Below are 19,402 nucleotides of genomic sequence, written 5' to 3'. Positions count from 1 at the left end.
AGAGAAATCTCAGCAGCAGTTTGATTTTTGAAGGTAGTTCCTGGAACCAGAAGACGCTCGTTCCAAGAGAACATTCCCAGGAACACCAAACCTCGAAATGGTGAAGGACCCCCTGCAGATTTCGTGCTTTTTGATCAGCATAAAAAACGGTGTTCCCTATATTATTCAGGAACGTATTTTTCAGACGGTTTAAGGAAAAGGAATCAAAGTGCCTAAAGCGATTGTTCTTGGAGGGTACGGTTTGATTGGGCTTGCATGTATGCAGGCGCTGGATAAGGCCGGTTTTGAAGTCTGCGGCGTCGGGCGATCCATGCGCTCTGCAAAAAGTGTGGCCCCTTCTGCAAATTGGATCATCCGCGACATACCTACCATTACCACCCAAGAATGGTTAGATATTCTCGAAGGCATTGATGTGGTTGTGAATGCGTCAGGCGCTCTTCAAGATGGTGCAAAAGACGACCTTGAGGCGATCCATGTGACGGCAGTTGAACGTCTTGTAGAGGCTGCAACAACGCTTCCGGTTCGCATCGTTCATATTTCCGCTGCCGGTGTGTCCGAGACGGCCTCGACCTCCTTTTTTCGAACGAAAGCACGAGCGGACATGATCCTCTCTTCCAGTGCTCGCAACTGGGTCATCCTTCGCCCAACGCTTGTGCTGTCTCAAGAAGCCTATGGAGGGACCGCACTTCTTCGCGCGGCTTCGGCGCTTCCCTTGATCCAGCCAATTGCCTTGCCGGACGCGCAGATCCAAACGGTCTATGTCGGGGATGTGGCCGCTGCGGTCGTGGCCTCGGCCCAAGGGAAAATACGCTCGGGCACCATCGCAGATATCACCGAACGGGACAGTCACAGCTTTCCGGAACTCCTTGCAAAAGTTCGCCGGTGGCAGGGATGGGCGCCCCCCGTCGCCTGCCCGACCATTCCCGCGCCCCTTGTGGGCGCCTTGGGAAAGATTGCGGATCTTTTGGGATATCTTGGATGGCGGTCACCACTAAGAACCACAGCGCTCACGACACTTGCAGACGGTATTCGCGGCAATCCCGAGGTCTGGAGAAACGCCGGAGGGGAGGCTTGTCGATCGTTGGACGAGACATTCGACCTTCTACCTGCAACGCGTCAAGAACGGCTCTTTTCACGTGCATACATCGCGCTCCCTCTTGCAATCGGGACGTTGGCCGTATTCTGGCTCCTATCCGGCCTGATAACCCTCGCTGATCCGGCTCGTGCCATGTCTGTCTTGTCTGAACGCGCAGCACCTTCATGGATGATTGCTCCGGCCGTACTCGGCGGAGCAATCGCTGATATCTTTCTGGGCATCGGAATCTTTTGGCGACCGTGGGCCAGTCGTGCCGCACTTGGAATGCTCGGCCTGTCGAGCGTTTACTTGGTTGGTAGCCTTGTCGCCGCGCCTGATCTTTGGGCAGATCCTCTTGGGCCTATGGTCAAGGTGTTGCCGGGGATGACACTTGCGACCCTAGTATGGCTCATGTTGGACCAAAGATGACTTACGAAATCCTGCTCTTTTTACATGTCATTGGCGCGACTGTTCTCATAGGAACAGGGGCGGGCATAGCCTTCTTTATGGTTATCTCCAATCTCAGCAATGACCCAAAACTTATCGCGCATGTCGCGGGTATTGTCGTGCTAGCAGATACCGTTTTCACCGCGTCAGCCGCGATCATCCAGCCCATTACTGGCTTTTATTTGGCACGCGAAGTCGGCTGGCCGCTGTTTGAAGGCTGGGTTGCCGTGTCGCTGGCACTTTATGTTTTGATTGGTGTGTTTTGGCTACCTGTTGTCTGGATGCAAATTCAGATGCGCGATCTTGCCATCGCCGCTGAGAAAGCTGGAAAACCCCTCCCCGCAAGATACCACAGGCTTTATCGCTGGTGGTTCGCATTTGGATTTCCTGCTTTTGGGGCGATACTGGCGATTGTTTGGCTGATGCTGACCAAGCCGGTTTTCTGATCGAACTCTCACTCTTCTTCTCAACAAGACCCTCGCTGGCCCCAAAATCTGCGTCAATGAACGCGTTTTGTTCGACCGAACCTGTTTCATCGGCAGGGTGTCTTTATCGAAACCCTTATCCCTGATTTCCGGGATATATCATAGCGAACGGACAAAGAGCGATTTTCATCTCTCCGTTACCAATCGGTCACCAAGCCGTATCATTTGCGCTCCAACGGTGCGCCATCCAACAACGGAGAGCGTTATGACATTCACGAAATCCCTGCTGACGGGCGCCGTTCTGGCCTCGGCAGCGACCTTTGCCCTTGCCGAAACCATCCAAGTGGGCCCTCGCCCTGCCTATCTGATCGACCGGATGCCAGACGGCGCTTTGAAAGACCAGCTTGCAGCCTGTGAAAGCGGCCCGTTCAAGCGCACGGACTTTTCCATCGGTCACCGGGGCGCCCCTCTGCAATTCCCCGAACATACCGTTGAATCGAACCGTGCGGCGGCTCTTATGGGAGCCGGAATTCTGGAATGCGACGTGACCTTCACAAAGGACAAGGAACTGGTTTGCCGTCACGCCCAGAATGACCTGCATACCACCACAAACATTCTGGCCACCGATCTGGCCGAGACATGTGTGACACCGTTCACAGCCGCCAACGGAGACACCAAAGCCAAGGCGGAATGCCGGACCTCTGAAATCACGCTGGCCGATTTCCGCACCCTGCGTGGCAAGATGGATGCTGCCAACAAATCAGCCACCACGGTCGAGGCATATCTGGACGGAACAGCGGGCTGGCGCACGGATCTTTATTCGATCGAAGACGGCACGCTTATGACCCACGCCGAGTCGATTGCTCTGTTCAAGGATCTTGGCGCAAAGTTCACGCCAGAATTGAAATCGCCTGCGGTGGAAATGCCCTTTGATGGCTTCACACAGGAAATGTACGCCCAGAAAATGATTGACGAATACAAGGCAGCCGGCATCCCCGCCAAGGACGTTTTCGCTCAGTCTTTCAATCTGGATGACGTTCTCTACTGGATCAAGAACGAGCCGGAATTTGGCAAACAGGCGGTCTTTCTCGACGGTCGCTACAATGTCGAAAGCTTCGACTACATGCGCCCCGAGACCTTCAGCCCCTCGATGCAGGACCTTGCGGATCAGGGTGTGAACTTTATCGCACCACCCATGTGGATGCTGGTCACCACCGAGGGCGACAAAATCGTTGCCTCGCCCTATGCCAAAGCCGCCAAGGATGCCGGTCTGAAGATCGTGACATGGACGCTGGAACGCTCTGGCCCCCTGACCACCGGTGGCGGCTGGTATTTCCAGTCAGTCAAAGACACCATCGACACGGATGCGGACTATTTCACGATGCTGCACGCGCTGCATACAGAAGTCGGAATCGAAGGCATCTTCTCTGACTGGCCTGCAACCGTGACCTACTATGCAAGCTGCATGAACCTGAACTAAGGCGATTTGCCCGAAAACAATGCGCGCGCCTTCACAGGGCGCGCGTTTCTCTTGTTTATGGACTGGTTTGCGCCAGCCTTGCGTGAAAAATCATGAATGATTGTGCCGCGGTGACGCGGTCGAGGTCTTGGGGCTTGTGTGCGGCGCGTCCCCATTGCATCTTTGTCAGCAACACCTTGAAGATATAGAATGGAAGCCTTCTGATGCGCGTATGGATCGCACTGACAAGTTTGGTTTTTGTGATCAGTTTTACGGTTATTTTGATTTTGCTTCTCCCGCCCAAAAAGCTTGTTTTTGCTGCGGGACCTGAAAAAGGGGCTTATGCGCAAGTCGCCCATCGGTACGCCGAAATTTTGGCGCGCGATGAGATCGAAGTCGACATCATTTATTCCGACGGATCGGCCGAAAACGCCGAACTGATGTCCAGCGGCAAAGTGGATGTGGCCCTGCTGCAGGCGGGCATCCCTGTGGAACATGGAACGGCCGAAGCCATTGGCGCTGTCTTTTTCGAACCCATGTTGTTTTTGGCAAAGCGCCCGAACGGTATTCCGAACAATGCCGCGCTGTGGAAAGGCCTACGGATAGCGAGCGGCCTTCCCGGATCGGGCACCGCCGTGGCATTTCGGGATTTTCGCGGGGCCGTCGGTCTTGGACCGGACGACAACATAGATGTGCCCCTGCCCTATTCCGAAGCGATTGATGCCTTGGAAAAAGGTGAAATCGACATCGGGATTTTTGTCACAACGGTTGATGCCCCCTATCTGGCCAGAGCTTACACATCGGATGAAATCGCTTTTGTTGATCTCAGCTATGTCGAAGCCATTTCCCGCCACCTTGAATACGCCGACGTTGTCACCGTGCCCAGCGGCGCGGTCTCGCTCGAGCCCGTGCGCCCTTTCCGGCCACAGCGTGCCCTTGCCCTACAGGGGCGTCTGGTGATCGATCCCGATCTGCATCCCGCGATGGTCAACCGGCTGACCATGGCCGCAAAAGAGCTTCACACCGGCAGGGACATCATCACCGATCGCGACACCTTTCCGACGATCGAAGGCACGGGGCTTCCTGTGAACAATATGGCGCGGCAGCTTATTCAGGATGGCCCCTCTGCATGGCACAATTTGTTGCCCTACTGGATGGCGGCGCAGGTGAACCGGACCTTGCTTCTGGTTTTGCCGATCCTACTTCTTCTGGTGCCGCTTTTGCGCTCTGTTCCCTTGGTCTATTCCTATTTCAGGGGATGGCAGGTCTGGCAGCATTATCCGCAAATTCGCCTGATCGAGGACCAGCTCACAGAGCATCAGGATCTGGAATCATTGGCGTCGTTTGAACAGCAGCTGGATGATCTGGATCACAAAATCGGGCAGCTCAAATTGCCAGCGGCCTATCGCCAGACAGCTTATGATGCGCGTCTGCATATTGATTTGATCCGCAAACGCATCCGGCTTTTGCAGTCCGCACCTGACAAACCTCTTGGCAAGGCGGAATCCGTTTCTGTTTAGCGTCAATCACGGCAGTGCCGTGAAATGCAGCGTCGCCAAGAAAAACCACTGCGGCACAGCTGCATGTCTTCGTATTGTGATCCTTTCGTGACATACTGCATCAGACGCCTTAAGACGGGCCTCAACAACGCCAAACGGATTCGGAGCCACTCGCTTTGTCCTGCTATTTAGCCAGACCCACTCTTTCGCCTGCCTTGCGCGGGGCGGTTTGGAACAAACAGGTGAAAAGCATCCGAAGCCCGCTTGCGCAGAGCCAAGTTGCCCTAGGTGGCGCGTCGTTCGCGCCCCGACCATCAACACATTGTCAGCAACGCTAACGTGGAATTGGAGCCATTCTATGTGCGGGATTTTGGGGATCGCAAACCGAAATGAAGAGGTTTTTGCGGAGATTTATGACGGCCTGCTGATGCTACAGCATCGCGGCCAGGACGCCTCGGGCATTGTGACCTACACAGGTGACGTCTTCCGTGAACGCAAGAAAAACGGCCTTGTTAAGGACGTGTTTCAGGCCAACGACGCCGAAACATTGCGCGGCAATGTCGGCATGGGTCATGTGCGCTATCCCACCGCGGGATCACTCAGCGCCTCGGAAGCACAGCCGTTTTTCGTAAACGCGCCTTATGGCATCTATCTGGTCCACAACGGCAACATCACAAACACCGAAGAACAGCGCCAAAAGGTAACCGCGAAATACTCGCGTCACCTGCGGACAACTTCGGATTCTGAAATTTTGCTGAATGTTCTGGCTGACAAAGTGTCGGACGCCATCAAGGTCAACGGCACCTCGGACCCGATCCGCAACATCTTTGCTGGTGTGAAGATGACAATGGAACGTGTTCAGGGCGCCTATTCGGTGATTTGCCTGATTGCTGGTATCGGCATGCTGGCCTTCCGCGATCCAAACGGCATTCGCCCACTTTCGGTTGCCAAGCGCGATGCCGAAGGTGGCGGGCATGATTATGCCTTTGCCTCGGAAGACGTGGCCTTTGCCATCAACAGCTTTGACAAGATCCGCGACCTTAACCCAGGCGAGGCGATCCTGATCGATCTCGAAGGCAACATGCACGAGTTTCAGGCTGTTGAGGGCAAACTGACCCCCTGCATCTTTGAATACGTTTATCTTGCGCGCCCTGACTCAATGCTGGATGGCATTTCGGTTTACAAGACCCAGATGCGTATGGGCACCACGCTGGCCAAACAGATCAAGGATGCCGGACTGGAAATCGACCGGATCATCCCCGTGCCTGACAGCGCACGCCCTGTCGCGCTTGAAGTCGCAAAATCGACAGGCATCCCCTATCGGGAAGGTCTTGTGAAAAACCGCTATGTGGGCCGGACCTTTATCATGCCGGGTCAGCAAGAGCGTAAGAAATCGGTACGTCGCAAGCTGAACGCAATCCCGCTCGAGTTCAAAGGCATGAACGTAATGCTGATTGATGACTCGATTGTGCGTGGCAACACCATCAAGAAGATTGTCCAGATGTGCCGCGAAGCCGGCGCGAAGAAGGTCTATATCGCCAGCGCGTCGCCCCCCGTAAAGTATCCCAACGTCTATGGCATCGACATGCCCACCAAACACGAGCTGATTGCAAACGGTTTGACGGTTGAAGAAATTCGCCAAGAACTTGGCGCCGATGCGCTGTTCTACCAGAAACTCGAAGATCTGATCTGGGCGGCCCACGAGGGCAATCCCGATATCAATGAATTCGATTGTTCCTGCTTTGACGGAAACTATGTGACCGGATCCGTCAGCGATGACTATCTTGATGCGCTCGAAAGCTCGAACCGCGTCAGCGAGAAGATCAAGGACATGCCTGCTCAGGGCGCATCCTGGAACGCGGCTTGAGTCACAAAAGCCAAACCAACAGCGGAGCGCCGGGATGAACCTTCTTGACCTCGACGCCCGCTGGAAACGGTTTAACGACGAAAATCGCGCCTGCCCTTGCTGTGGACAACGTTTTTCCGGCATTTTTGACATCGGCTATGATCATCCCGACATCTGGCCTCACGGCGATTTGGTCGAAAGCGGCCAGACGGATTTCCAGGTGGGTGAAGATCGGTTGACGGCAGAGCTTTGCAAGGTCGACGACCATCGGTTTATTCGCTGCGTGCTGCCCCTGCCAGTACGTGGTAGCGACGAGGTGTTTTTCTTTGGCCCTTGGGCCAGCGTCACCCCCGAGACATTCTTTGCCTATATCGACACCGCCACAGACCCGTCCAAAGACTTTGAAGGCGGCGCGGCGTGGTTGATGAATGATTTGCCAGGCTTTGAGACAAGCGACGTGATTGCCTGTGATCTGGTTTCGGGTGCAGGGGGTGAACGCCCAAGTCTTATAGCCCAATCCGGGCCTTTGGCAGAGGCGCAAAAGTCCGGCATTTCCTTTGATCAATTGCTCGATATCTATGCCGCGTCCGGCACGGACATACGCCCGCATTTGACCTCAGACTAACTCAAAACAAAGATTTTCGGCTGTTCTTTGCTGCAACGCGGCAGAAACATGCCGACCTTTGGCGAACGCATCTTTTCTTTGGTCCACCGCCCTGTTAGCTGCCCCGTCTTGCCCCATATGGGAGGCAACACAATGCACGGACCAGAACAAAATGAGCAACGATACACCGGCCCGCGTCGCGGCGCAGGCCACCCAATCCGGCGTTCTGAACCGGGGCACAGTGACCCTGATCGGTATTGCAGGCAGCACATCCGCACCGCGTGCATTGATCCTGTTGCAGTCGGGGCGCGTGATCACGGCCAAGCTGGGCAAGAAAACCTCGGTTGGGACAGTTATCGGCATCAATGAAAACACGGTTGTCCTGAAGCGCGGCGGACGTACCACAACGCTGCGCTTGCCGGGATAGGACCTCTTTCGCCGACTTGAAAAGACGACCCCACCAAAAGACGCGGCAACCTCTCCTCTTGACCTTCCGGGCAGAAGGTCGCAAATGAGCGCATGACCCAGAAAATCGCTCTTGTTACCGGAGCCTCGCGCGGACTTGGTGCTGCGTTTGCAGAGGCCCTTTCCACCGATTACCATGTCGTCGCCGTAGCGCGCACCACAGGTGCGCTCGAAGAGCTTGACGACCGTATTCAGGCCAAGGGTGGCAGCGCCACGCTTGCACCGATGGACATCACGAATGTTGACGCAATGGCACAGCTTTGCCGATCAATCCATGATCGCTGGGGCAAGATTGACCTGTGGGTTCACGCCGCCATTCATGGCGCGCCTTTGACACCGGCCGGTCACATTGACCAAAAAGACTGGAACAAATCTGTTTCCATCAACATGACCGCAACGGGGCAACTCATCCCGTTTCTGGCGCCGCTTTTGGGCGAAGACGGACATGCCGTGTTCTTTTCGGATGACACCCGCACCGGTCAGAAGTTCTTTGGCTCTTACGGCGCCACAAAAGCGGCCCAAACCGCCGTCGTGCGCAGCTGGCAGGCCGAGACCGAAAAGACCGGCCCCCGCGTGTCTGTTCTTGCGCCAAACGGCATGCCCACCGGCACCCGCGCCCGCTTTTTCCCGGGCGAAAACAAAGATGATCTGGTGCATCCGCGTGACGAGGCAGCCCGCCTTCTTGCAGAACTTGGTCTCTAGCGACGTTTTCAGGGCACATGGTCAATGACACCCGCTTGAAACAAACCCTTTGCAAGCCAATACTTGCCCCACGTACTTTGCTCCACTAGACAGAACGCAAAGAGCATCAGGGGGCAGGCATGCGCATTCTTATCACCAACGACGATGGCATAAACGCACCGGGTCTGGCCGTTTTGCAAGATATCGCGGCCGAAATCGCGGGTCCCGAGGGCGAAGTGTGGACCGTTGCGCCAGCTTTTGAACAGTCGGGCGTGGCCCACTGCATCAGCTATACCCACCCCACCATGATCGCCAAAATGGGCGAGCGACGCTATGCCGCCGAAGGCAGCCCTGCAGACTGTGTTCTGGCCGGGATTCACGACGTGATGAAAGACACGCCTCCCGATCTGGTGCTGTCCGGTGTGAACCGCGGAAACAACTCTGCCGAAAACGCCCTGTATTCCGGCACGCTCGGTGGCGCGATGGAGGCCGCATTGCAGGGCGTTCCCGCAATGGCGCTATCACAGTACCTCGGGCCTGAGAACTATACGATCGACAACCCGTTCGAAGCCTCGGCCCAACATGGCGCGGAGGTCATACGCAAGATCCTTGCCGCGTCGCCGCCGGAAAGTTCAGACTATCGTCTGTTTTACAACATCAACTTTCCGCCCGTTCTGGCCGCGAATGTCAAAGGCACACGCGTCACAACCCAGGGCTTTCGCCCCGATACCTGTTTTAGCGTCGAGGCGCACAGTTCGCCCTCGGGTCGCAAGTTCCTCTGGGTCAAAGGCGGGAACCAACAGGTACAGACCGCCCCCGGCAGCGACGCATCGGCCAATCTGGACGGCTATATCTCTGTCACGCCCATGCGGGCCGACCTGACCGCGCATGACGCCATGGAAAGCCTGAAAGCCATCGAATGACCGAAGACACGCTCGCCGAACGCAAAATGCAATTCCTCTTTGCCCTGCGCAGCAAAGGGGTCACGGACATGCGCGTGTTGACCGCAATGGAAAAGGTCGACCGCGGTCTGTTCGTGCGTGGCCTTTTTGCCGAGCGAGCTTATGAAGACACGCCCCTGCCGATCGCATGTGGCCAGACGATTTCCCAGCCTTCGGTTGTTGGCTTGATGACACAGGCGCTTGACGTCTCGCCACGGGATAAGGTCCTCGAAGTGGGCACCGGCAGCGGCTATCAAGCTGCGATCCTCAGCCAGCTGGCGCGCCGGATCTATACCGTAGATCGCCACAAACGGCTGGTTCGGGATGCGCGACAGGTATTTGAGGCACTGGATCTGGCAAATATCACGGCGTTCACCTCGGATGGCAGCTTTGGTTTGCCCGAACAGGCGCCGTTTGATCGCATCATTGTAACCGCAGCCGCAGAAGACCCTCCAGGCCCCCTCTTGGCGCAATTGAAGATCGGCGGTATTATGGTGGTGCCGGTTGGGCAATCCGACACGGTGCAAAGCATGATACGGGTGCGGCGCCACGAACAGGGCTTTGACTATGACGAAATTCGCCCCGTCCGGTTTGTGCCACTGGTAGAAGGTCTTGCACCGGACAGCTGAACCGGAGATGAAGATAAAAGAGGCGAAACCGCCCGTATTTCTGGTTAATGAGTAAAACCGCGCAGCACGTTTTGGACAGCGCAGCGTATTGAGGACATCGAGATGGAAAATTCCCAGCGTATTCCCCTTCGGATCGCGATTGCCGGGCTGGCAGTTGGCTTTGTCGCGGCCTGCGATGATGGTCTGGATCTTGACATGCGCGGCACATTCGGAGGTGGGCTGGACACAACCACCGCCGCCCAGGCCGCGATTGCAGACCGACCCAGCCCCGACAAACGCGGCATCATCTCCTATCCCAATTATCAGGTGGCCGTGGCCCGCCGGGGGGACACGCTGAATGACGTTGCTACCCGCATCGGCATGCCCGTGGCGGACCTTGCCAAATATAACGGTCTGAAGCCGGAAGACACGCTGCGCCAGAGTGAGATCATTGCCCTGCCGTACCGCGTTGCAGAGCCCTCGCAGGCCACTGGCGGGGCCGGTGTGGTCACCGCGCCGTCCAATGTCGATATCGAAAGCCTTGCCAGCACCGCGATCAACAATGCCGGTGCGCAAGAAGTGAAAAGCGAACCGCTGCAACCCGCGCCGAAGAACGCCCCCAAAGGCGAAACCGGTATCGAGCCCGTTCGCCACAAGGTGCAGCGTGGCGAAACAGCCTTTACCATCTCGCGTCTGTATGATGTGTCCGTGCGCTCGCTGGCAGACTGGAACGGTCTCGACAGCAGCTTTACCATTCGCGAAAACCAAATTCTCTTGATCCCGCCGAAAGTGGCCCAGACAAGCAGCGCCAGCACCTCTGCACCGGCCGCTGCAGCCACAACAGCCGCTGCTGGTGCCACTACAGCCGCGGTCACCAAACCTGGACAGGGGTCGGCCACACCGACACCGCCCAGCTCGACCAAGCCGCTGCCCAAAGCAGATGAAAAGGCCGTGGCCCCGCCAGCCTCACCTGATCTCGGCAAGACCCAGAGCACGACCAGCAAAATGGGCTATCCGGTCAACGGAAAGATTATCCGCCCCTATTCAAAGGGGAAGAACAACGGGATCGATATTTCGGCAACCGCCGGCAGCGCCGTCAAAGCGGCCTCGGACGGCAAGGTTGCGGCTATTACGACGGACGCCGACAACATCAAGATCGTTGTCCTGCGCCATTCGGACAACATGATGACCGTCTATTACAATGTTGACGACGTGAAAGTATCCAAAGGGGCCAGCGTGAAGCGCGGTCAAACGCTTGCCAGCATTCCAAGCAAGGACAACTTCGTGCACTTTGAAGTCCGCAAAGGGTTCGATTCCGTCGACCCCATGCCGTATCTTCAGTGATGGACGGGGGCCAGCCCCCCGACCTCCGGGATATTTCCGGCCAGAAGAAGCCGTTAGCGCCCGCGCCTTAGGTTAACGGGACGCCCTTGCGGCCGGCCAGATCCGTAAAATACTGCCAAGCGACGCGGCCCGAGCGAGCCCCGCGTGTGGCCTGCCATTCGATGGCTTCCGCATAGAGGGTGTCTGCATCTATTTCGACACCGTGGGCCGCGCAATAGCCGCGGATCATCTCGAGGTATTCATCTTGCGAGCAAGGATGGAAGCCCAGCCAAAGGCCAAACCGGTCGGACAGGGATACCTTTTCTTCCACGGCTTCGCTCGGGTTTATCGCGCTTGAGCGTTCGTTTTCGATCATGTCACGTGGCATCAGGTGACGCCTGTTGGATGTCGCGTAGAAAACGACATTGTCAGGGCGGCCCTCGATCCCGCCATCCAGAACGGCCTTGAGGGATTTGTAGTGCTGGTCATCATGGCTGAAGGACAGATCATCGCAAAACAGCAAGAAGCGTTCGTCGCGGCCGCGCAGCATGTTCAGCAGGCGTGCCACGCTCGGCAGATCTTCGCGCTGCAGTTCCACGATCTTGAGGCCCAGCCCCTGTTTCAGGACTTCGGCATGGATCGCTTTGACCAAGGAAGATTTTCCCATCCCGCGCGCGCCCCACAAAAGCGCGTTGTTGGCGGGAAGACCTTTTGCGAACTGCACCGTGTTTTCCAAGAGCGTGTCGCGCGAACGGTTCACCCCGATGAGAAGCGACAGATCCACCCGATTGATTTTGGTCACGGGTTCAAGGCGATCAGGCTCGACATGCCAGACAAAGGCGTCCGCTGCGGAAAAGTCCGGCGCCTTTGAGGGGACAGGCGACATCCGCTCAAGGGCATCTGCAATGCGGGCTAACGTCTCTTGGTCCATGCTGTGCTCCTTTAAGGTCTTGGAACGCTTCAAACCAGTTTTCCGCAACCGGAGCAAGGTGTTGTCAGCTTGGGGCGTTTCGCCGTTCCTGTTTGGCGCATACCACGCAGGTCACAGAGTGAAATCCTTGAGGCCCACCCCACCGAAAATGCAAAAAGCGCGCCGAGATCCGGCGCGCTTTTGTTTATGATAGAACAGCTGCTTTATTTGCTGTCCGCGTCGTCCTCAAATTCTTTCATCAGAGGATCGTCAAACTCTTCTTCATCGTCATAATATCCTTCTTCGCGCAGCTTTGTCTCGCGCTTGGTTTCGACGCGGCGCACAAGGAAGATCGAAACCTCGTAGAGACCGTAGACCACCGAAAAGAGGATCAGCTGGGTGACAACATCAGGAGGTGTCACGAGCGCTGCCAGAACCAGAATGGCGATCATGGCGTATTTGCGAACGCTTCCCAGACCTTCAGAGCTGACCAGCCCTGCTTTGCCCATCAGCGTCAGAAGCACGGGAAGCTGGAAACACAGGCCGAAGGCCATGATAAACTTCAGCGTGATATCCAGACTTTCGTTCACCTTACCAAAGAAGGTCACCTTGATACCTTCTTGTGTCTCGGGAACGACAACGGCTTCACCCGGCAGATTGGGTTCTGCGTTCGACAGGAGATTTGCGAAGATCGAACTTACATCCGCGAAACCAAGGAAGAAGGACATCGCCAGAGGTGTCACGACAAGATGGGCAAAGCTTGCACCCAGCAAAAACATAAAAGGCGATGCAATCATAAAGGGCAAAAACGCCCCTTTTTCATTCTTGTAGAGACCCGGAGCCACAAAGCGCCACATCTGGAAAGCAATCACCGGAAAGGCCATCGCAAACCCGAACACCATCGAGATGCGGAACAGCGTAAACAGGTATTCCTGCGGCGACGTGTACTGAAGTGTCGGGGAAGGATCACCCAAGGCCCGCAAGGAGGCTTCGATCGGGGACAACAGGAAATTCAGGATGTGAACAGCAATGAAATCGCCGCCAATCGGGATGAAGCAGATGCTCACCCCCACCAGCAGGGCCAAAACAGAGCGGATCAGCCGTGTTCTGAGTTCGGCCAGATGCTCGATGAGCGGGGCCGAGCTGTCGTCGATCTCTTCTGTGTTGCTCATGCTTTGTCCTTTTCAGCCGCATCTGCTGCGGGCTGTTGCGCCGCATCCGCAAGGGCGCGCGCCTCTGCGGCCGCTTTTTCGGCGGCCTTTGCATCGGCTTCCAAACGCTCTTGGGCCTTTTTGGCAGTCGCTTCCTGAATCTTGCGCGTGTCTTCGGCCCTTTGCGCCGCCAGTTTGCCGGTCTCGCTGTCGGGATCGATGTTCAGGTCCGTGATTGTCTTGGTCGTTTCCTTGAAGGTTTCGGTGGCCGCCTTCATCGGGTTGGTCACCGTGTTCAAACCGTCTGTCGCGCTTTTGAAGGTATCAGTCACGTCCTTGACGCCTGCCTGATCCGCCGCTTGGTTCATGGCACTCGAAAACTCGCGCGCCATCCCTTTTGCCTTGCCGACAAACTGACCCACACGGCGGAAAAGCACCGGCAAATCTTTTGGCCCAACGACGATCAGCGCAACGATGCCGATCACCAAAAGTTCTGCCATTCCCAGATCAAACATGGCGCTTCAGCCCCCGTATCAGACTTTGTCTTTTTCGTCTTCGGGCGTGACGTCTTTTGCCGCGTCAGAGGCTTCTTGCTCCAGCTCTTGCTGGCCTTCGTTGATACCCTTTTTGAAGGACGTGATGCCTTTGCCCACTTCGCCCATCAGGCCCGAGATTTTTCCGCGACCAAACAGAACCAATACAACAACCGCGATCAGCAGCAGGCCAGGAAGACCGATATTTCCGATACCCATGAATTCTCTCCTTGCTTCAAGGCGGGTGACATGCCGCCAGAAAATTACCTGCCTTTGATAAAACTTCGACACCGGAACGGAAAGCGCCAAAACCGCGCTTTCCGGGGCTTTTTGAAGCGATTTTTGGATTGGTTTTGTCAATAGCTTGTCAGTTGACAGGTTTTTGTCAGTAATAGGTCAAAAGCGACAAGAGAATCACCTGATGAAACGTTCTGACCGGCTCTATGCCCTGATCCAAATTCTAAAAGACGGCGACCTGCACCGCGCAGAGGACATGGCGCAGAAACTTGAGGTCTCGGTGCGCACGATCTATCGCGATATGGATACACTTGCCGCATCAGGCGTGCCTGTCGAAGGAGAGCGCGGCGTGGGGTACTCTGCGCGGGCTGCGATCACCCTGCCCCCCCTGAACCTGACCGAGACTGAACTCGAGGCGCTGCATCTTGGGCTCGCAGCCGTGGGCAACGGCGTAGATGGAGAGCTGAAAGAGGCCGCAGAAAGCCTGTCCTCCAAGATCGATGCCGTTCTGCCCGAGGACCGGCATGGCGCGCCAAAGTCGTTTGGCTTTGCGGTCTATCCGTTTGCTGATGCCGCGCACGGGTTCCGCCACCTTGGTCCATTGCGCAGTGCGGTGCGCAACCGTCAGAAACTGCGCCTGAAGATGCAGGACAAAAGCCTGTTTGACGTGCGTCCTCTCAAACTGGACTACTGGGGACGTGTCTGGACCTGCCTTGTATGGAACGAGACCACGAGTGGATTTGACACCCTGCGTACGGATCTGATTGAAGATCTGACCATTCTGCCCGGTCTGTTTGTGGATGAACCGGGCAAGCGGCTAGAGGATTACACGCCAAATCTGTCAGCGGAATAACGACTAGGCTTTGTAGACAAAGCACCTGTCACGCCGAATGGTCAGCCAGAATGGTGTCTCTTCAGCAGGCAAAAAGACGTTTGGCACAGTGGTCTTCAGAATAGAGCCATCGTGCTCCATCCGGAATTCAACAAGGCTTTCGTTACCCATGAACCGTGCACGGGTCACAAACCCGCGGGCCGCTTCTCCGCGGCTCGGTGTCGGGCTTGGGCCATGCCCATTGCGATCGAAATCCAGTTTGACGTGCTGGGGCCGGACGATAATTTCGACCTCTGCGCCGTCGTCAAAGCCCGGTGTCAAAAAGGGGCCAAAGGGCGTTTCCGTCAACGCGCCGTTGCTTGTCGCCTTGATGACGTTGATATCGCTAAAGAACCCGACGGCCTCTTTGTCGAAGGGCGCGTTGTAAATGTTGTAAGGCGCGCCTTGCTGGACAATGCGGCCGTCGCGCATCAGGGCAATCTCGTCCGCCATGCGCATGGCTTCTTCCGGCTCGTGTGTGACCAGCAAAACGGCTGTGTCTTCTTCTTTCAACACCGCAAGCGTTTCGTCACGGATGCCATCACGAAGCCGGTTGTCCAGTCCTGAAAAGGGTTCATCCATCAACATAATGCGGGGACGCGGCGCCAAGGCACGCGCCAGAGCGATCCGCTGTTGTTCTCCACCGGACAGGACGTGCGGATAGTCATCAATGGCCCATTGCAGGCCAACCTTGGACAGCAAATGTTCCACGCGCGCACGCTTTTCATCGCGCCGTCCTTTGAGACCAAAAGCAACGTTGTCGCCTACGCTCATATGGGGAAACAGGGCAAAATCCTGAAACATCAAACCGATTTGACGACGCTCGGGCGGAATGCGGAACACCGTGTCACAGATCAGATTGCCGTCGACATAGATTTCGCCTGAATCCTGCATCTCGACCCCGGCGATCATCCGCAGAGTCGTGGATTTACCACATCCTGACGGCCCCAAAAGGCATGTCACATGTCCGGGCTGAATGCTGAGCGAGACATCATTCACAACATCACGATCACCGAAACGGCGACGAAGATTGCGTATCTCAAGTCTGGGCGGTGTTTGGGTCAAACGGGCCTCTTTGAAGTATCCGACGAAAAAGGTTCAGATTTCCCGACCATTAGCAGTCAGGTCATGCCCCCGCAAGCCCGACCCGCGCGGCAAACTCGCCCGTCTGGTCATGCTGCGGGATGCAGATCAAAGGCAACCTGCCCAAGCACGCGACCGTTTACCTGCACCTCGATCGCATGTGGCCCGGGATGCAGTTTAAAGGTTGTGGCGTTCCCCTTGAGGACATGGCGTTTTGACAATTCGAGGGATCCACCCGCAGGCACAACAGCTTGCTTCAATTTGAACACCTTGCGGCCTTCACGTCCGTCAGGACGGTGAAACCGGATCACATAGTCGACCAAAACGGGCACATCTTTTTTTGAACCGGTCTCAAGCGTCAAAGACAGCGCCAAGCCATCCCCAATGCGGGGCGTCACATCTGCCAGATCAACACACGACAGCCTCACGGGCACATCCTGACGATACCCCAGCATTTCAAGCGCTGCCGGATGGCCCTGTTTGATCAGGGTGCGTAACCCGTGACGGGTCATCCATGCCATCTCTTTTTCGGTCTGTCGGCCGGACGCCTGCCAACCCGCCAACGCATCCACCACCGCCGTGGCATCGATTTTTGCGATATCATTCAGATGGTTTGCCACCGAGCGTGTGACGTATCGTGTGGGATCATCAAACAGACTGTCCAACAGCGGCAGTGCATCCAGCGGTGCCATATCTATCTTTTTGGCCCAAGGAAGCTTGGGACGGGTGCCCTCGCTGACCAACCGACGCACGTGATAGTTCTTGTCCCCTACCCAATGTGACAAACGGGCCAAGGTGTCTTCGGGCCACCTGTTCAAAAAGGGCCGGATGTAGAATTCCATCGAAAACCGCTGCGTCGCTTCATAGAGCAGATCAAGTGCCTGATCGTGATGTTCTTCCAGCCCATGCCGCACTGCCAGAATGCCGGGCACCGCATGGATGAACCGGCCAAAATCATCGTCTGACAGCCCCGGATCAAGCTTTGAAGGCATCGCCGCCAGCAATTGTGCAGACATCGTTGGAAAATCGGGCGCCAACCGGTTCGCGATACAGTCCGCGATCCAGTCTAGACGCTCGAGAAGTTCGCGCCCTTCAAGGCCCGCGACGACCTCTGCGTGAAACGCCTCTGCATCAAAGAAAGGCAAGGCGGCAGAATACTCTGCCGCCAAATCACCCAGCGTGTCCGCATTGAACAACTGGTCTTTCAAGGAAAATCCCTGCGCCATGATTACATTGTCGAATTGGTGGCACCGCCATCCAGCAGGATATTTTGCCCCACCATGAACCCTGCCTGTTGCGAACACAGGAAAGCACAGGTCGAACCAAATTCCTGACGAGTGCCATAGCGCCCCGCCGGAATGGTGGCACAGCGGTTTGCCTTGGCCTCATCCATCGAAATGCCCTGCGCCTTGGAAACGCCGGTATCCAGAGAAACAGCACGGTCGGTGGCATGAATACCCGGTTGCAGGTTGTTGATGTTCACGCCGCTGCCTGCGACCTGACGGGCCGTTCCTGCCACATATCCTGTCAGACCGGCGCGCGCCGAGTTTGACAGACCCAGCGCGGGAATGGGCGCCTTGACCGACTGTGAGGTGATATTCACCACGCGGCCCCAGCCCTTTTCCATCATGCCGGGCAACAGTGCCTTCATCAAAGCAATGGGCGCCAGCATATTTGAATCGAGCGCCTTGATGAAATCGTCACGATCCCAGTCGCTCCACAAACCCGGAGGGGGGCCGCCTGCATTGGTGACAAGAATTTCCACACCTTCAGCCTCTTTCAAAACTGCGGCCTGACCTTCCACGGTGGTGACGTCCGCAGCAACAGTGGCAACCTCAACGCCAAACCGTGACCGGATGTCTGCGGCTGCGGCCTCGAGGGCTTCTGACCCTCGTGCGTTCATGACCAAATCCACACCGGCCTCTGCCAATGCTTCGGCACATCCCAGGCCCAAACCTTTCGATGACGCACAAACCAATGCGCGCTTCCCTTTGATTCCCAGATCCATGGCAATCTCCCCTTCGCTTGAATTTGCCCCAGTTAATGCACAATTAGCACAATGTGCCAGTAAATTGCCGAGCCCGAGACCACAAAGTGACACATTTTTTGGTCAAAGCTTGCATGACTTAATTTAACAAGCAATCTTGAAAAAATGCCGCAATCTGAACAAAAAACAGTTTATCCCTCTCAAAGCCTACCGGTGTACCGCGCGGATAAAATTCGCGTGACCGATGGTGCGAACCTTGGGGATGGGCTTTCGTTTGCGGATGAACTTGTTCCGGATGACATCTACGAACTGGGCTATGGCAACCATGTGGAAAGCTTATCTTTCCAAGTCAGCGAAGGAAACCGCTTTACCATCGCCCAAGACAGCGCCCTTGGTGCCCATGGCGCGGCGCTTCATCCTGATTGCATTCTGACCGTGATGCCGCCCACCGGCGCCACAATCGAAATCCTGATCCTTGTCGAAGTCGACCCGGAAGGCCACGTAGCCCAGATCTATGCCGCGCCGTTGTCCCCTTTGGAATTCAAGGTCCCTTACACTCTGGTTGGTGTCGACCGCGAACATGCACGGCTGCGCACGGCGCAAGTCGCCTGTGTCAGCTTTACCCGTGGCACCCGCATCACCATGGCAACCGGCGAACAACGTTGCGTCGAAGACCTCAAGGCCGGGGATCGCGTCCTGACACGCGATGATGGCCCACAGGAGATCCGCTGGATTGGTCGCCTGACGGTCCGCGCACAGGGCGAATTTGCCCCCATTGTTATCACTGCCGGTACGTTGAACAACGCGGCCGACCTCAAGGTCAGCCCCGATCACCGGCTGTTTATCTATCAACGTCGCGACCATATCGGCGCTGGCCGCTCTGAGCTGCTGGTGCGCGCGCGCCATCTTGTCAACGGCGAAACGGTCTATGTTCAGGCCGGCGGATTTGTCGATTACTTCCAGCTTTTGTTCGACACTCACCAGATTATCTTTGCCGAAGGTATTTCGGCGGAAACCATGCAGATTGACCAGCGCACCAGCCCAATCCTGCCTAAAGAAGTCAGCCAGAAACTTAAAAAACCGGCGGCATCAAATGGCAAAGGACCGCAGCTGGCATACGAGGTTCATGAAAACCTGCTTGATCGCCCCGATGCGGTAGATCTTTTGCGCAGGGCGTCCAGCAAGTAACCCCTCACAAGGGCATCAAACCGTCTTTTTTCAGCCGCTTTGGCCTGCGGTCGACTTGCCCTGCATATA

Annotated in this window: 20 protein-coding genes; 13 read left to right on the top strand and 7 right to left on the bottom strand. The window is 56.3% G+C overall.

Annotated elements, in window-relative coordinates; all coding sequences use genetic code 11:
• Positions 1 to 208: 208 nt before the first annotated feature.
• From PH7735_RS11505 to PH7735_RS11455, 11 genes are all read left to right on the top strand, one after another.
• On the top strand, positions 209 to 1,504 hold the full coding sequence (locus PH7735_RS11505) for an SDR family oxidoreductase (protein WP_058311519.1): 1,296 nt from the start codon (positions 209 to 211) through the stop codon (positions 1,502 to 1,504).
• Positions 1,501 to 1,968 carry a DUF2269 family protein gene (locus PH7735_RS11500; RefSeq protein ID WP_058311518.1) on the top strand — a complete coding sequence of 156 codons (468 nt, stop codon included), beginning with the start codon at positions 1,501 to 1,503 and terminating at the stop codon, positions 1,966 to 1,968. The genes PH7735_RS11505 and PH7735_RS11500 overlap by 4 nt, the downstream gene beginning before the upstream one ends.
• Before the next feature lie 244 nt (positions 1,969 to 2,212).
• Positions 2,213 to 3,427 carry a glycerophosphodiester phosphodiesterase family protein gene (locus PH7735_RS11495; protein ID WP_058311517.1) on the top strand — a complete coding sequence of 405 codons (1,215 nt, stop codon included), beginning with the start codon at positions 2,213 to 2,215 and terminating at the stop codon, positions 3,425 to 3,427.
• A 203-nt stretch (positions 3,428 to 3,630) separates the two neighbouring features.
• On the top strand, positions 3,631 to 4,926 hold the full coding sequence (locus tag PH7735_RS11490) for a TAXI family TRAP transporter solute-binding subunit (protein ID WP_058311516.1): 1,296 nt from the start codon (positions 3,631 to 3,633) through the stop codon (positions 4,924 to 4,926).
• A 337-nt stretch (positions 4,927 to 5,263) separates the two neighbouring features.
• Entirely contained in the window at positions 5,264 to 6,772 is a 1,509-nt protein-coding gene (gene purF / locus PH7735_RS11485; RefSeq protein ID WP_058311515.1) for an amidophosphoribosyltransferase, read from the top strand.
• Positions 6,773 to 6,806: 34 nt separating this feature from the next.
• Positions 6,807 to 7,376, top strand: a complete 570-nt coding sequence (locus tag PH7735_RS11480; RefSeq protein ID WP_058311514.1) for a DUF2199 domain-containing protein — start codon at positions 6,807 to 6,809, stop codon at positions 7,374 to 7,376.
• A 151-nt stretch (positions 7,377 to 7,527) separates the two neighbouring features.
• Entirely contained in the window at positions 7,528 to 7,782 is a 255-nt protein-coding gene (locus tag PH7735_RS11475; protein ID WP_058311513.1) for a hypothetical protein, read from the top strand.
• A 92-nt stretch (positions 7,783 to 7,874) separates the two neighbouring features.
• Positions 7,875 to 8,522 (top strand): SDR family NAD(P)-dependent oxidoreductase, encoded by a 648-nt coding sequence (locus PH7735_RS11470; RefSeq protein WP_058311512.1) that lies wholly within the window; start codon positions 7,875 to 7,877, stop codon positions 8,520 to 8,522.
• A 119-nt stretch (positions 8,523 to 8,641) separates the two neighbouring features.
• Complete coding sequence (gene surE, locus PH7735_RS11465; protein ID WP_058311511.1) at positions 8,642 to 9,424, top strand: 5'/3'-nucleotidase SurE; 783 nt, start codon at positions 8,642 to 8,644, stop codon at positions 9,422 to 9,424.
• On the top strand, positions 9,421 to 10,071 hold the full coding sequence (locus PH7735_RS11460; protein WP_058311510.1) for a protein-L-isoaspartate(D-aspartate) O-methyltransferase: 651 nt from the start codon (positions 9,421 to 9,423) through the stop codon (positions 10,069 to 10,071). The genes surE and PH7735_RS11460 overlap by 4 nt, the downstream gene beginning before the upstream one ends.
• Before the next feature lie 102 nt (positions 10,072 to 10,173).
• On the top strand, positions 10,174 to 11,394 hold the full coding sequence (locus tag PH7735_RS11455; RefSeq protein WP_058311509.1) for a LysM peptidoglycan-binding domain-containing M23 family metallopeptidase: 1,221 nt from the start codon (positions 10,174 to 10,176) through the stop codon (positions 11,392 to 11,394).
• 67 nt (positions 11,395 to 11,461) lie between these two features.
• On the opposite strand, the gene PH7735_RS11450 is transcribed toward PH7735_RS11455, so the two are convergent.
• From PH7735_RS11450 to PH7735_RS11435, 4 genes are all read right to left on the bottom strand, one after another.
• Positions 11,462 to 12,304, bottom strand: coding sequence for an ATP-binding protein (locus PH7735_RS11450; protein ID WP_058311508.1), 843 nt, complete (start codon positions 12,302 to 12,304; stop codon positions 11,462 to 11,464).
• A gap of 203 nt (positions 12,305 to 12,507) precedes the next feature.
• Positions 12,508 to 13,455, bottom strand: a complete 948-nt coding sequence (tatC, locus tag PH7735_RS11445) for a twin-arginine translocase subunit TatC (RefSeq protein WP_058311507.1) — start codon at positions 13,453 to 13,455, stop codon at positions 12,508 to 12,510.
• Positions 13,452 to 13,949, bottom strand: coding sequence for a Sec-independent protein translocase protein TatB (gene tatB, locus PH7735_RS11440; RefSeq protein WP_058311506.1), 498 nt, complete (start codon positions 13,947 to 13,949; stop codon positions 13,452 to 13,454). Before tatB ends, tatC begins: the two co-directional genes overlap by 4 nt.
• Before the next feature lie 18 nt (positions 13,950 to 13,967).
• On the bottom strand, positions 13,968 to 14,186 hold the full coding sequence (locus PH7735_RS11435; protein ID WP_058311844.1) for a twin-arginine translocase TatA/TatE family subunit: 219 nt from the start codon (positions 14,184 to 14,186) through the stop codon (positions 13,968 to 13,970).
• 202 nt (positions 14,187 to 14,388) lie between these two features.
• Between PH7735_RS11435 and PH7735_RS11430 the strand changes: the two genes are divergently transcribed.
• The gene (locus tag PH7735_RS11430; protein WP_058311505.1) at positions 14,389 to 15,057 is read left to right on the top strand and encodes a helix-turn-helix transcriptional regulator; all 669 of its coding nucleotides are present in this window, start codon (positions 14,389 to 14,391) and stop codon (positions 15,055 to 15,057) included.
• A 3-nt stretch (positions 15,058 to 15,060) separates the two neighbouring features.
• On the opposite strand, the gene PH7735_RS11425 is transcribed toward PH7735_RS11430, so the two are convergent.
• The 3 genes from PH7735_RS11425 to PH7735_RS11415 form a co-directional block, all read right to left on the bottom strand.
• Entirely contained in the window at positions 15,061 to 16,140 is a 1,080-nt protein-coding gene (locus PH7735_RS11425; protein ID WP_058311504.1) for an ABC transporter ATP-binding protein, read from the bottom strand.
• Between the two features lie 107 nt (positions 16,141 to 16,247).
• Positions 16,248 to 17,384, bottom strand: coding sequence for a YhaZ family DNA alkylation repair protein (locus PH7735_RS11420; protein WP_058311503.1), 1,137 nt, complete (start codon positions 17,382 to 17,384; stop codon positions 16,248 to 16,250).
• 2 nt (positions 17,385 to 17,386) lie between these two features.
• Positions 17,387 to 18,166, bottom strand: coding sequence for an SDR family oxidoreductase (locus PH7735_RS11415; protein ID WP_058311502.1), 780 nt, complete (start codon positions 18,164 to 18,166; stop codon positions 17,387 to 17,389).
• A gap of 144 nt (positions 18,167 to 18,310) precedes the next feature.
• Between PH7735_RS11415 and PH7735_RS11410 the strand changes: the two genes are divergently transcribed.
• A complete protein-coding gene (locus PH7735_RS11410) occupies positions 18,311 to 19,333 on the top strand; it encodes a Hint domain-containing protein (RefSeq protein WP_058311501.1) in 1,023 nt (340 codons plus the stop codon).
• Positions 19,334 to 19,402 lie beyond the last annotated feature (69 nt).

Source organism: Shimia thalassica (assembly GCF_001458215.1).
Classification (GTDB): domain Bacteria; phylum Pseudomonadota; class Alphaproteobacteria; order Rhodobacterales; family Rhodobacteraceae; genus Shimia; species Shimia thalassica.
This window is presented reverse-complemented; position numbering and strand designations above follow the sequence as displayed.